This is a genomic window from Pseudomonas sp. fls2-241-TYG-175, assembly GCF_030209155.1.
In the GTDB taxonomy this organism is placed as follows: domain Bacteria; phylum Pseudomonadota; class Gammaproteobacteria; order Pseudomonadales; family Pseudomonadaceae; genus Aquipseudomonas; species Aquipseudomonas viridiflava.
Window position 1 is genome coordinate 348697 of sequence record NZ_JARVSO010000001.1, and the last position, 13613, is coordinate 362309.

Sequence of the window (13613 nt, forward strand, 5' to 3'; positions counted from 1 at the left end):
GAAACACCTCCCCTGCCCTTGAACGGAATCGAACACTGCAATGCTCAAACTCGCCGCGCTGCCGCTACTCGTCCTTCCCCTGTTAGCCTCCGCTGACTGTACCGAACAACTTGCAGACTGGGCCAGAGCCATCAAGCCCGATCTCAAGCTCGACAAGGAGCACGCGGTCTGCAAGATCAACCCGGCCAACGCCAGCCAGACACTGGCAGCCCTGCCGTTTGCCGAGAGTGTCACGGTAGATGGCGAGGGCGATTATGGGCTTGCGATGCTTGTGACGGATACCAATAGCAACAGGATCATCGCCCAGCATTATCAAAGTGCAGCGATCAGTTCAGACGCAATTTTTTTTGACGGTCTGACACTGGACACCGCTCGCTATCAGCTTGCACCGAAGCTGCGAGCATTTGGGGTCAGGGTAGCCCTTCGAAATTCATCCCGAGTCGTCACAGTGGACAGTACACTTCTGAATCTTTACGTACTTGAGGGTAAAACGTTACGTCCGGTGATGAAAGCGCTGGAGGTCAGCAGGTATAACGGTGAGTCGGATGGAATGTGCACTGGTCAGTTCACCCAGACCCAACGCACGCTATCCATAGCAGGTAAAGGCATAAATGGAATGGCCAATCTGCAAATAGACGAACAGGTCGTCAAGACACTACACAAGGTCAAAGGCGAAGAATGCGAAAGCACAGGCAGCAGACCTGTCGCCTCCAGGACGATTCTGAAATACGACAAGGGTCACTATGAAGTGCCCGATGAATTGTCATTCCTGGGGAGCTTATAAAGCGCCTTACTGCTGAAGAATAAAATCTGTACTTGATGCTGTCCCGCTGGACGGCGTCAATGCAAACCCATACACATTTCTCACTTCCCCCACCGCAATACCTCATAAGCCTTCTCCACGCCCTGCTCAGGACTCAGCAACACCGTAACCTGCAAACGCGCAGTAGAACCGCCCGGCATTTGCGCCGTACTGTCGATCACCAGCACGTCCCCAACCGTCATGTCCACTGCGCTTTGTGCCGGCAGATTCAGGGCCTTGCGCATCAACGGGCTGGCGAATGCGGGGTCGGGACGGTCGTAGCCGCTCCACAGTGTGATTTCCGGCAGTAATCGGGTGTAAAGCGCCTGGCTCATGCCAGGGAGCTGGCTGAGTTCTTCCAGCAGTTTGAAAGGTGTCTGGCCGTCGTTACGTTTGGCCACGAGTTCGGTGCCGAGCTGGCTGGCCTGAGCCTGTGTCGCGCCGCAGGCCAGCGCCAGGCGGGAGAAATCTTCAGGGTCGGCGTTGTTCAGGTACAGCTTTCCGCTTTCGCTGTGCAAGCGAATGAAAAGCCTGGCATCGTCGAACATCAGCGGGATTTCTCGTCCATCGGCGATCCATTTCCCGCGTTGTGCAGGATCATGCAGGCCCTGAACCGCCAGCTCGATGCCCGCCTGCGCCGCCATCAACGCCTGGGCGTGCTGACGAAGCTGTAAGGCCTGACGACTCTCCAGTTGCACCCAACCAGCCAGCGAACCCAGCAGCAGGCTCAGGATGGCGAGCACCCACAGCACCAACAGCAATGCCACGCCGTGCTGACGTGAAACGCCTTTCACAGGTGTGCCTTGTCGGTGGCAGGTTCCAGTTTCAGCGTACTGAAGCGAGCTGCGCGTTGTGCCTGGGTAACGACAAGATCGAGACGAAACATGCGCGGCTGGCCCGTATGGGTCGGTTGTCGGGCGACGTTCATTTGCCATTCGATCCCGTCACCCAGGCTGCCCTGTTGATGCCCTTGAGTCAGCGGTGCCGAGGTTTGCTCATCCATCACGCTCATGGCCACATGGGTCAGCCGGTCGCTTTGCGCGACCATCGACAGGGAATGCGCGCTCTGGCCGAACGCGACCAGCACTACGGTGCTGCACAGGGCCATGAGTGTCAGCGCCGCGAGCATTTCCAGCATCGTGAAGCCGCTTTCGCGGCTTGCGTGTCCTGCCCGTTCCATGGTGGCCTGTCGCGGCACGGCAAGGCTACAGACGAACCGCCATAGTGACGAACGCACTGCGAGGGTTGCCCACTTGAAGAATCTGCAGGTCGCCCGTCGGATCGCTCGCGGCACTGGCGTCGGTGTTCAGGGTGGAGATATAGCGCTTGTCGAATAGGTTCACCACGTTCAGCGACAGCGTGGTGTCCTTGACAGCACCCAGCTTGCCGAAGTCATAGCCCAGCGTCGTGTTGGCCAGCCAGTAACCTGCGACGCTCGAATCGTTGGTATAGGTGTAATAACGCTTGCTCATGTAGCTGCCTTGCAAGCCCGCGTTCCATTGCTGCCAGTGCCAGTCCAGGCTGCTGGAATACATCAGCTTGGGCGTGTCGACCACGGTTTTGCCTTTGACATGCACCTGGCTGGTGCCGCTCTGGTAATCGTCGTCGTAAGTGCTTCGGTTATAGGACGCCGAGTTGGACCAGCGCCAGTTTTCGTTGGGCGTCAGGGCAAAGGTCAACTCAAGGCCCCGGCTGGTGACCGAGCCGACGTTGGCGACGCTGTTCTGACAGATCACGATGCCAGTGCAGTTGGCGATCGCCACCAGGCGATTGTCGAATTTGGTGTTGTAGACCGCAGCCGAGGTCGAGTACAGCGGATTGCTGCGGCGCACACCGACTTCAACGGTCTTGGAAGTTTCGGGCTTGAGGTTCTTGAAACCGCCCGCCGCGTCGACGGCAACCTGCGTGGTGAAGAACGGGCTGTAGCCACTGCTGGGGAACGCGGCGACGTTCTCGGAATACGAGGTGAAGACCTCATCCTGATCATTGAGTTTGTACGTCGCGCCCAGCTGCGGCAGGAAGCGGTCCCGTGCTTCCAGCGAGCCACTGGCGTAACCGCCGCCCTTGCCTTCTGCGGTCGAGGTGGTGACCGTGTTCTTCGCACCGAACTCCAGCTTTAGACGGTCATCCAGCAAGGTGTAGCTGTCGCGCAGATAGAACTGCCGCGTCAGGTCGTTGTAATCCTGGGCAAGAACAGTCGCGACCTGCGGCAGCCCCTTGGTTCTCACGATGTTGTTCTGCGGCGCAGTCCCGGTCGGGTCGAACAGATAGCGGCCGATGTCGTTCTTGTTCGATTGAATCCAGAAACCGCCCTGAATCTCGTGTTGACCGAGGAAATACGTCAGCGACGTCTGAAAGCCCGACCGGTTGATGCCATAGACCGTGCTGCGAATGGAGTTGGTGGGCACCGTGGTACTGCCGCTGGTAAAGGTAAACGGGTAGTAAGAGTTGCCGCGGCCCGAGTCGTGGTGGTGATAGACCGCAGCATCCAGCAGCAGATCGTCGCTGAGCGAGAAATTGCCACTCAGAATGTCCAGCTCGTCGTCACGCAGACTGCTGCCGTTGTAGGTCGCATCCCCCGCACGGGTGACGCCGCCGGTAAAGATGCCGTTGGCCGCATTCACGGCGCGGGTCCAGTCCGGCGTGTAATAGCTCCAGTTGTAACCCAGACGCCTGATCATGCTGCTCGACAGCGATGGCAGGCTGGCCTCGTTGTGTGTCGAAGTGCTGTGAAAGAAACTCAGGTGGTTGCTGCCGAAATCGTAGGTAACCTTGGCGTTGACCGCGTCCGATTCCTGCGGGTTGTCGTGGCCTTTCCAGGCATCGGCGTCGTACGTTTCTCCGGAAATGTAAGCGGCCAGACCGTTGTATTCGCCGGTGTCGAACCGCGCAAACGTCCGTTTGGTTTTGTAGTCGCCAAAGGTCTGGGACAGGCGCGCGCCAAGCTCCTTGTCGGGGTTGGAACTGGTGAAGGCAACCGTACCGCCCAGATTGCTGTTGGAGGCCGTGCCCAGCGCGCCGATACCGGCGGCCACTTCACTGCTGGCGATGTTTTCCGCAATGATCGCCCGGGTAATACTCAGGCCGTTGAAGTTGGCAAAGCTCATGTTGCCCAGCGTGACGCCATCCAGCGTGTAGCCCAGGTGGTGCATGTCGAAGCCGCGCAGACTGATGCGCTGACTGCTCTCCTCCCGCCCCAACGGGTCGCCGGACTGAAAGCTGACCCCTGCCAGACGCTGCAGGACTTTCATCGGGTTGGTGGCGGCCGAATACGCCTTGATGTCCTTGTCACTCACCCGCTGCACCTGGCGCGTTTCGCCCTGGCCGATGACGGAAACCGTGCCCAGCGTGGTATCTGCCGCTGCGGAGACGGGTTCCTCGGTCGGCGTCGCGGTGTCCTGCGCATAAGCCGCCAGACTTAACGTGTGCAAACCGATCAATAGCACCAGGCGTCGGACGGGGAAACGTGACGCGTGCGTGGTCGATAACGTGATCATGAAAGGATTTCCAGGACATAATGAGTCGACAGGTTCCGGCCCGCGTGAGAGCTGGCCGGGATTATTGGATTCAAGGGCTTTCGGTAATCACCGCGAGCCGTGTGATGCCGGAGCGCTGCACATCCGCCAGTACGCGGGCGACTCGTCCGTAGTCGGTTGCCGTATCGGCGCGCAGGGTCAGCGCGACCTCCGGGTCTCGCGTATGAAGGGTTTGCAGGGCATCCGGCAGTTGCTCCTCGACCAGAGGCTCGCCATCGACGAACAGACTGCCTGTGGCGTCGATACTGATCGCAACCGGTTTGGCGTCATCCAGCGGCGCAGTGGACACGGTCTGCGGCAGGTTCAGCGGGATGGCGTTGGTCAACAAGGGCGCGGTGACGATGAACACCACCAGCAGCACCAGCATGACGTCGACCATCGGCGTGATGTTGATATCGCTGATCGCGTCGTCGTCATTGCTCGATGAAAAAGCCATGTCATGCAACCCCGCTGAGGTTGCGGACGCCGTCACGCTCACCTTTCAATCGGAAGGCATGGCGCTGGGCGCGATTGAGCAGATCAACTGCGAACGCATCCAGATCGGCAACCATGAGCTTCACGCGACGACCCAGGAAGTTGTAGGCCAGCACCGCAGGCACGGCGACGGCGATGCCGACACCGGTGGCGATCAGGGCTTCGCCGATAGGCCCGGCCACGATCGCAATGCTGGCTGATTTGGCAGTGCTGATGGCTTGCAGTGCATGGATGATGCCGAACACGGTGCCGAACAGACCAATGAACGGTGCCGTGCTGCCGATGGACGCGAGCACGATCATGCCGCTTTCGAGGCTGCGTCGTTCACCGTGAATCTGCTGATGCAGGCTGCGCTCGAGCAGTTCCTGACGACTCCAGCTGTCGGTCGGCTCGTGGCCGTCCTGACCATTGGAGAGCGCTCGGGTCGTTACCTGCGCAAGACGCGCCAACTGGCTTTTCTCGGGGCCGCTGCGCAACGCTGCATCAAAATCCTGCGCGGCCCAGAACGCCTGGGTGTAGTTCCTGTTCTGGCGTTTTGCGCTGCCCTGCTGCCAGGCCTTGAGCAACAGCACGGCCCAGGTCGCCAGTGAAAACAGCAACAGAATGCCCATGGAGCTTTGCTGGATCAGGGTTGAATAGTCGATTGTCATAGTGAAGCCTCAAGGAGCGAGAGTGAAGGCAAGCGGAACGTTGACCCAGCCATCGACCGGAGTGTCGCCACGCTTGGCAGGAGTGAATGACCATTGCCGCACCGCCGCTTTTGCCGCGTCGTCGAGTGCCGGGAAACCGCTGGTCTGCGCCACTTCAACCTGATCCGGATGGCCGCTGGCCAATACATGCACACGTAACAGGGTCGTGCCCTGCTGATGGCGCTTCGCGGCGGCGGGCGGATACACCGGCGGCGGGTTGTTCAGGTAACCGGCGCGGCCAATGGGCGCAGTGGTTCTTGGCTCCGGGCTCGGTGCTGGCGCCGGGGCTGCCTTTGCAACGGTCTGGGGCGCCGGAGGGGTTGGAGGCGCGACTGGCTTTTCGGCCACTTGCGGCTTGGCCTGTGGCTTGGCAGGCACCGGTCGTGTCGCTGGCTTGGGCGTGGGGGCCACAGGTTTGGGTGGCTCTACCGGCGCAGGTGGCGGCGGCGGTGGCGGCGGTGGCGGCGGTGGTGGCGTCGGTTGTGCAACAGGCGGCGCGGGCTCCGCAGGTGCCGAAGGCATTGGCGGTTTGGGGGCGGAGACCATTTGCATGGCGATCGGCATCGGTTGAGTGATCGGCGGCAACGGCTGCGCAGGCATGTTGTGCAACAAGAGAAATCCACCCACATGCGCGCCCAGCGCGATGACGCAGACCAGCGCAATGTGACGTTTGCCGATCGGTGGCACCGCCACTTCCGGCAACGGCGCGGCGGGCCTGTCGAATGAGTGTGCTGCAAGGTTTGGTGCCGACGTGTGTTCGCGAAACTGTTGCGGCGGACGTCTGGATGAAAGTAACGCAGGCATAACATCACCAGTTCAGTGCGGAATACCGAAGAGCGGGCCGCTTTTTAAAAGTTGGGCGATGCTACTATGGGTTTTATGTAGTTAATGTGACGGTGCGGAAACTTGCTATTAAGTTTCATCTTGGGTGCATGGTGGCCTGTTAGTATTAACTTGGTATGCTGCGCGTCATCTATTACTCAGCGCGGAAAAGTGCCTCCATGTGATGATTTTGTTCCTGTTTTATGACGATTGGCAAAGTTGATCCGGATGCGTTTATTTCACCGATTTGGCGTGTGATAGCCATGCACTCGACCGGGTGCGTGGTGCGCGCCCGGTCGACGCATTGAAGTATTTAAACAGGGGTGTAAGGAGTGTCGATAATCAGTTGGTAATCAGTCCTGTGTTTTGACGCCCATTGTCCTCCAGTGCTTTCATGGCGGTCAGAGGATCGTCGGTAATGATGTATCGAAACACATCGCCAGCGGTGTGTATGATCCAGTGGAGGTCTGGGCGGTTATCGCCTGTTTCCTCGCCAAAGTTCTTCGATTTCCAGAGCCAGTCATGGGGGACTGTGCAGCAATGTCCATCAGCGGCAAAGTAAGCATAGTTTCTAGTCTCCGGAACGGGCTGATAGGCGCCCATCGTTTTGACTTGATGCGGTTGCGTTCTCATTGCGCTGTACGCATTGATGATATTGTTGAGTGGAAATTTAAGCGTGCTGTCAAACTCCTTGAGTCGCACTTCGGTTGCATAGACATAACTCTTGTTGTAGTAGCCTTGCCAGTTTCGAAGTAGATTCGCCGCTCCACCGCTGGTACCGATGGCATCAGCACCGAATACCGGAATCAGCCTGAAGCGCTGTGATTCACTCTGAACATTGATGATGCCCTTGGTCTCGAATTCACCGGCCGTCATGCCGATCGAGTTGACGGGCATCTTGAAATACACCCAGCGCTCGGCGGGTGTTCCCCACGCATTGGTATGCCCCTTGACGATTTGCCAGGCTTGTTTTGCAGCTGCGATATTCTTCACGTCCAGTAAAAGGATCATTGCAATTCGGTCATTCTTTATCGCATTCAGAACGTCATCGAGGCTCGGCACCTTCTGATTCGTATAGCCGTTGCGCAATGGATTGCGAAGGTACAGATCAAGCGGATTCCCAAAGTAGTTTGACAGGGCGGGGTTGTAGCCAGATGGAATGTAAGGGTCATAGTCACTTGTACGTCCAACCGTAGTAACGTTGGTGGTTCGGCCCAGGTTGCTGTCATGTAACAGAATGACGTGACCTGCACGGTCCATCTGGAGATCGATTTCCGAGCACGGTATTCCAGCATTATGAGCCTGCTCGATAGCCGCGATCGAGTTTTCCGGGACGTTGCGAAGCCAGTCAGGATGAGAGTTGGTCCCTATGGCGGTGCCATGCAATCCACGGTGGGCACAGACAATGGTCAAATCATTGTGTGCATCTTTGAGTACGTCACCGATCTTGTCGGTGTTGTAATTCTTTACTTCGGCAAACGAGACGCAGGGCGTCATCAGAACAGCACTTGCACAGGCTAAAACCCATCTCGGCATACGTAACATAATCTTGACCTCCTTCAAGTGAGTATCACATCAGTCGGGCAGTGCCGATGGCAGGTTCTGGCCTGTCATCGCTTCCACATACACGGAGGGTGGTGCGGGAGGTGGTTGCGTGGGGGACGTCAAGGCGCCGGTATCCGGGTCGTAGGAAAAGATCTCCTCGACATCGTCGATACTCACCTTGAGTCGCCCTTGCTGCAGGTCATCATCGACTCTGAGAACGTGTCTGAATCCGCCGGAGCAGGTGATGCTGGCTCCGTTCGCGAATCCTGATCCTTTGGGTTCCAGGGGCTTGATCGTGCACGTTGCACCGTCGGGACGACTAATCTGCAGCCAGCCCTCTGGCGTGATTCGATGGGTATAGACCGGCTGACCATCCGGGCCCAGGGTGGTGAACGCAGCGCCGCGCTCGAAGCGCCGCTCAGGGGCATCGCTGCCCTTAACGCCCACGATGTTGTGCGTCAGCAGACCGTCGATGCCGATGTAGTAATGCGCGATTTGTGTTCCGGTATTGCCCGGCCAGCGCAAATGCATGTGGACGTGAGGCGGCGCGTCTTCGTGGCCGTGCGGCGCATTGGTATCGAAGCCCATGATCTGGATCTGACCCAGCCCGTGCTGCTGCACGTAACGCCCCAGATCCAGATCGCGCAGGACTTCTCGCTGTGCGAACTGCAATACGTTGGCCGCAGCACGCTGAAGGGATGGAAACTCGCCTTGGGCGTAAGCTCCGGCGCGGCGTGCCGGATCGGCGTGCTCGAGGCGCAATACCATGCCGGGTTCGACGATATGGGTCGATACCTGCGCGGCGGTGATTGCGTCTGCCGCGAGTGGTGGAAGTGCAACGATCAGATGCTTGCCGTCGAGCCTAAACCCGATGTCGCCCGCCTCCAGAATGACACGGGAGATATTCGCAACCGCTCCGTCAAACGCCAGTTCCAGTGTGCGTGATCGAGGCACTTTGAGTGCAATGATGGTTTCGCGCGGATTGTCGGCATTCCACAAGTCATCAGTGACCGGTTCGCACGCGACGCAACTGGCCTGGACAAACTGAACACCGGGTCCGTCTATACGCTTTACGAATTTCAGGACCACGATAACGCTGGGGTTTTTAATGGGTAAAAACGCAGCCATTGCCAGACCTGAACCCAGCATTGCACTCGTTGCAAGGGCCATTGTCCAGGACGCCGTCATGAGTGTGACTTCCGTAAAAGTCCCTGAATGTTTAAATGACATGCGCTCATAAGTCAAAGTGCCCAAGTTGGTCAGTTGATGATTGCGTCGCCGTTGCACGCTCGTTCGGCATGATGGCAACTAATAAATCATTCACGGGTGAGCGCTAGACACGCCGTTGTCGGCGAAAGTCTGCAGTGTCGAAGACTGCCTACCGCTCTCTAAAGTGTTATAAGTTGAGGGCGCAGTGGCCTCTGCTTGCTATATCTGTTTTTACGGTACGTAACCGATATGACAGATTGAGGACGTCATCGCCCGCCTTACTTTGATTTTGCACTCTTAAAAAAGAGAGGGTAGTTATCATTCAATAAGGGTCGATACATCCGTTCGGATTGGCTGACGGTTCCGATGCGCGAGTGACCAACGGCTTAACGCACTGCACTTCTCTTCTGCACTTTTCCGTCCAAAGCGTGATGTGACATGCCTTGCAGCGTGAGTACACCTGTCTACCAAATCTGAATTCAATCGAATTTGCCGGACGCCCAAATGACTAAACCCCGTGAGTTTCTTTGTTGTGAAGGAACACCCTATACAGGCAGGAGGATGCGTAAGTGAGCAAACATGAAATAAACGTCATCCGGGCATTGCAGGCAGCTTTTCTGATTGTTGTTGTACTGCTGGGCTGGGCACCGCTGGATCGAAAGACCTGGTTGATGGAAAACAGCGTAGTGGTCCTGTGCGCTGCTGCGCTCTGGTTCTGTCGCCACAGGTTTTACTGGACAACAAGGTCCTGGGCACTGGTGCTGGCTTTCGTAGGCTTGCATGAAGTCGGCACACACTTCACCTATCCGCAGGTGCCCTATGACCCTGCGATCCAGAAGATGACGGGTGTCAGCATCGATCAATTATTCGGCTGGCAACGCAATCAATATGACCGCTTTGTGCATCTGGCCTACGGGGTGCTTGGCGCCCTGCCCTTGCGCGAAATCGTGACGGTCAAATGCAGGCTTCAGGGTGCCTGGGCGTCACTGATTGCCTGGTCGCTGGTGCTGTCCACTTCAATGCTTTACGAGCTGATGGAATGGATCGGCGGCGCATCGTTCGGTCAGGGTGGATCGGCATTCGTGGGGGCGCAGGACGATTTCTGGGATGCGCAAAAAGACATGGCCGCCGCTGCGGCGGGGTCGCTTCTGGTGCTGGTCTGCAGAGGTCACGCGATACGCGAGAAAACCGGGATCACCAAGCCTGCGTGACAATCTTCTGGTGTCAGCCAGATGCCAAAGCCGCCTGCATCCTGCCAAGAAAGATCTCTTCGGCCGGGTTGCGGACCTGATGGGCGCTCCACATCAACATGACCGACACCTCGCATACGCGTGATTCAGGCACCAGTCTTCGCAGCAAACCCTGCGCCTCGTACTCCCGGCACAGGTGCTCGGAAAGAGCGCCAATGCCTATGCCTGCCAGCACCATGCGAAGCACTTCTCCAGTGTTCGAGGATGACGCAGCTATTTGCTGACGGATGTAAGGGTTGCCGTAATGCGCTGACAAAGGAGACACCATGCCACCCAGCGACTCGCCGGAAAAGCTGACGAATCGTGCGGACTTCAGGTGTTCGATCGTCACCGTTTGCTCATGAAACAGCGGATGAGCATGACTGCAGTAGAAAAACACCTGCTCACGGCTCAACTGGCACTGTTTGATATCAACTTCCCCGGGCTGGTTGATGCCTATGCCGAACGAGGCTGTATTTCGGTGAAGTGCACTGACGATTTCCTGCGTCGTAGCAACTTCGATATTGAAGCCAATGCCGGGATACGTCGCGTGCATATCCCTCAGAACCCTATCGTACTCCGGACTTTCGACACCGCTGACAGTCAGCAGGCGAATGACGCCTTTGACGGCCCCCGCTTCACTGCCGACAACTTCATCGATTTCCCGAATGCTTTGCCTGGCTGCGAGTGCGATTTTCAATACCGACACGCCGGCTTCGGTCAATTCAAATCGATGGCTGTCCCGCTCGATCAAGGTGCTTTCCAGCTGCTCTTCAAGGCGCTTGATGGCCTGGCTGACAGCAGGCTGAGACAAGTTGAGCCGCGATGCCCCCTTGCTGATGCTTTTCTCGATGGCGACCGCACTGAATGTCTTGAGCAGGTTCCAGTCCATACGCTCACTGACAGAGCGAGGCTCGCTTGAACTCACCCGATTGTTCGGTCTGAAACCCATGGGCTATGGCTCATATTGGTTGATGCAATACACAACATAACAAAATGTGAATAGGCAGCCTGATCGTCTTTTCATAGGGTGCTGGCAGCAACCACCATCGCGAGCCCGACCCAATGAAAACGTTTGAAAGTATGTCTCCACAGGAATGGTCGACCCGGTGTGATCTGGCAGCACTTTTTCGACTGCTGGCGTATTACCGCATGACGGACCTGGTCGACTCCCATGCCTCGGCCTGCATCCCCGGCCAGCCCGATGTATTTCTCATCAACCGATACGGCGTACCGTTCGAGAAAATGCGTGCCAGTGATCTGGTCAAGGTCGGTTTTGACGGTGAACCAGTGCCATCGGGCGACCGCTCGGAGACGCTCAACGTTGCCGGTGCCGTGATCCACTCCGCGGTTCATGCAGCCCGTCCTGACATGAACTGCGTGATCCACACCCATACCGCAGCAGGCATCGCCGTCTCGACACTCGAGGAAGGCCTGCCGCCCTTGTCCCAGCACGCCATGAAGTTTTACGGTCGTCTCGCCTATCACACCTACGGCTCTTTTATAGATACGCAACAGGAACAGCAGAACATGCTTGATAGCCTGGGGGATTCCAGCGCCATGCTTTTGCGCAATCATGGAATCATCGTCGGCGGACGTACCATCGGTGAAGCCTTCCACAGTGTTTACATGCTGGAACGGGCCTGTCAGATCCACGTCACCATCAGAAGCATGAATCAGAACATCGTCACGCCTGATCCTGATACGTGCAGGAAGACCAGCGATACCTTTGCCGACGACTATGACAGTGGAATCGTTGCGCTGGCATGGCAAGGTGGATTGCAGATCATCGCCTCCCAGAAAGAACAGTACTGCTGCTGATTCATCTGCCGTGGTTCTCTTGAAACAGACGACTTATCCGCACCGCGTCACATGTTTGACCGACTGATACGCCGCAAGTCCCCAAGGCCCGAGTTCACGCCCGATGCCACTGCCCTTGGTCCCGCCCCAGGACGTTTCGACGAACACGGCCTGGATCGAATTGATCCAGACGTGGCCGACCTCCAGCGCATCGGCCACTCGCTCGGCGCGCTGGATGTCTGCGCTGGCCACCGTGGCGACCAGCCCGAAACGGCTGTCGTTGGCAAGCGCAATGGCTTCGTCTTCAGTGCTGAAACGCCGGGTGCAGAGCACCGGGCCGAAGATCTCTTCGGTCCACAACCGGCTGCTGTCCGGCACGTCGGTGTACAACGCAGGGCTGACGAACCAGCCCTGTCCTTGCTGGTCTGCTTTCCCGCCTGCCAGACAACTCAGCCCCTCTTGTTCGGCGATTTCGAAATATTCTTGGACCTTGCGCCACTGCGCCTGGCTGGTCAGCGGACCCATGTCCACTTCGTCGATCAACGGATTACCCACACGCATGTTCTGAAAAGCAACCTTCAGACGCAGAGTCAGCGCCTCGGCGATCCCCTCCTGGATCAGCAACCGCGAGGTGGCCGAGCACATTTGTCCGGCGTTCCAGCAGATACCGGCAACGATCCACTCCACAGCCTGATCCGGGTCACAATCGTCGAACACGATAAACGCCGATTTGCCGCCCAGCTCCAGCGTCACCGGCCGACAGTACGCTGCCGAGTTGCGCATCACCTGAACGCCCACGGCGTTGCTGCCGGTGAACGACAACTTGTCCAGACCTGCGTGTTCGCTAAGCGCCGCGCCGGTCTCGGCCTTGCCGTTGACGATGTTCAGCACGCCAGTCGGCAAGCCCACATGCTCGGCGATCTGGGCATACGCCAGTTCGACCAGTGGGGTTATCTCCGAAGGCTTGAGGATCACAGTGCAACCCGCTGCCAGGGCCGGGGCGAGCTTCCAGGCGCTGGTCACCAGCGGAAAATTCCACGGCACGATAAGGCCGACCACGCCCACCGCTTCAAGACGCGTGCGAGAGGTGAAACCGGGCACTGGCAGCTGCAAATCGCGATGTGAGGACTGGGTTTCAATCAAATTGGCGTAGTAATTGAACGTCGCCACCGCATCGTCCAGATCCACCTCGGCTTCATGGCGAGGTTTGCCGTTGTTGCGCATCTGCAGTTCGATTAACGCTTCACGACGCAGGGCAAGCTGCTCGGCAAAGCCGCGCAGCACGGTGGCCCGATTGGCGATGCTCGTTGCCTTCCAGGCGGGTAACGCAGCACGCGCGGCTGTCACGGCCTGATCAACCTGCGCAGGGCTCGCCGACACCAGCTCTGCGAATGGCTCGCCACGGGAAGGATCGTAGACAGTGAGAACATTGTTGCCCTCGCCTGCCTGCCACTGACCGTTGATGTAATGCGGGGTATTCATCAGGCACTGCTCCTTGAAACGGGAT

The 13613-nt window shown here is 57.9% G+C and carries 13 protein-coding genes; 3 read left to right on the top strand and 10 right to left on the bottom strand.

Translation table 11 applies throughout. The features are described from left to right. The first annotated feature begins 40 nt into the window (after positions 1-40). Positions 41-784 (top strand): PA3715 family protein, encoded by a 744-nt coding sequence (locus tag QRN20_RS01625; protein WP_122414681.1) that lies wholly within the window; start codon positions 41-43, stop codon positions 782-784. 80 nt (positions 785-864) lie between these two features. Here QRN20_RS01625 and QRN20_RS01630 read toward each other — a convergent pair whose 3' ends face one another. The 8 genes from QRN20_RS01630 to QRN20_RS01665 all read right to left on the bottom strand — a co-directional run bounded on the left by QRN20_RS01630 (position 865) and on the right by QRN20_RS01665 (position 9155). Further along, positions 865-1596, bottom strand: coding sequence for a type II secretion system protein GspK (locus QRN20_RS01630; RefSeq protein WP_029242627.1), 732 nt, complete (start codon positions 1594-1596; stop codon positions 865-867). After that, positions 1593-1982, bottom strand: coding sequence for a type II secretion system protein (locus QRN20_RS01635; RefSeq protein WP_088235259.1), 390 nt, complete (start codon positions 1980-1982; stop codon positions 1593-1595). Before QRN20_RS01635 ends, QRN20_RS01630 begins: the two co-directional genes overlap by 4 nt. Positions 1983-2007: 25 nt before the next feature. Then, positions 2008-4299 carry a TonB-dependent receptor gene (locus tag QRN20_RS01640; RefSeq protein WP_029242629.1) on the bottom strand — a complete coding sequence of 764 codons (2292 nt, stop codon included), beginning with the start codon at positions 4297-4299 and terminating at the stop codon, positions 2008-2010. Positions 4300-4369: 70 nt separating this feature from the next. Beyond that, positions 4370-4774 (bottom strand): ExbD/TolR family protein, encoded by a 405-nt coding sequence (locus QRN20_RS01645; protein WP_025996189.1) that lies wholly within the window; start codon positions 4772-4774, stop codon positions 4370-4372. Position 4775: 1 nt separating this feature from the next. Beyond that, positions 4776-5462, bottom strand: a complete 687-nt coding sequence (locus QRN20_RS01650; RefSeq protein ID WP_069144271.1) for a MotA/TolQ/ExbB proton channel family protein — start codon at positions 5460-5462, stop codon at positions 4776-4778. Between the two features lie 9 nt (positions 5463-5471). Further along, the gene (locus tag QRN20_RS01655; protein WP_163020309.1) at positions 5472-6305 is read right to left on the bottom strand and encodes an energy transducer TonB; all 834 of its coding nucleotides are present in this window, start codon (positions 6303-6305) and stop codon (positions 5472-5474) included. 360 nt (positions 6306-6665) lie between these two features. Next, the gene (locus tag QRN20_RS01660; RefSeq protein WP_122414683.1) at positions 6666-7868 is read right to left on the bottom strand and encodes a glycerophosphodiester phosphodiesterase family protein; all 1203 of its coding nucleotides are present in this window, start codon (positions 7866-7868) and stop codon (positions 6666-6668) included. A 30-nt stretch (positions 7869-7898) separates the two neighbouring features. Further along, positions 7899-9155, bottom strand: a complete 1257-nt coding sequence (locus QRN20_RS01665; RefSeq protein ID WP_285359948.1) for a hypothetical protein — start codon at positions 9153-9155, stop codon at positions 7899-7901. A gap of 491 nt (positions 9156-9646) precedes the next feature. Here QRN20_RS01665 and QRN20_RS01670 point away from each other — a divergent pair, with 491 nt between their 5' ends. Next, positions 9647-10288: a DUF2238 domain-containing protein gene (locus QRN20_RS01670; RefSeq protein WP_122428306.1), complete on the top strand. Its 642-nt coding sequence runs from the start codon at positions 9647-9649 to the stop codon at positions 10286-10288. Positions 10289-10301: 13 nt separating this feature from the next. On the opposite strand, the gene QRN20_RS01675 is transcribed toward QRN20_RS01670, so the two are convergent. Then, on the bottom strand, positions 10302-11258 hold the full coding sequence (locus tag QRN20_RS01675) for a LysR family transcriptional regulator (RefSeq protein ID WP_240995039.1): 957 nt from the start codon (positions 11256-11258) through the stop codon (positions 10302-10304). A 113-nt stretch (positions 11259-11371) separates the two neighbouring features. Between QRN20_RS01675 and QRN20_RS01680 the strand changes: the two genes are divergently transcribed. Then, on the top strand, positions 11372-12127 hold the full coding sequence (locus QRN20_RS01680) for a class II aldolase/adducin family protein (RefSeq protein WP_096766911.1): 756 nt from the start codon (positions 11372-11374) through the stop codon (positions 12125-12127). A gap of 33 nt (positions 12128-12160) precedes the next feature. Here the strand turns inward: QRN20_RS01680 and QRN20_RS01685 are convergent, their stop codons facing one another. Next, positions 12161-13588, bottom strand: a complete 1428-nt coding sequence (locus tag QRN20_RS01685) for an aldehyde dehydrogenase family protein (protein WP_122428311.1) — start codon at positions 13586-13588, stop codon at positions 12161-12163. Positions 13589-13613: the final 25 nt, after the last annotated feature.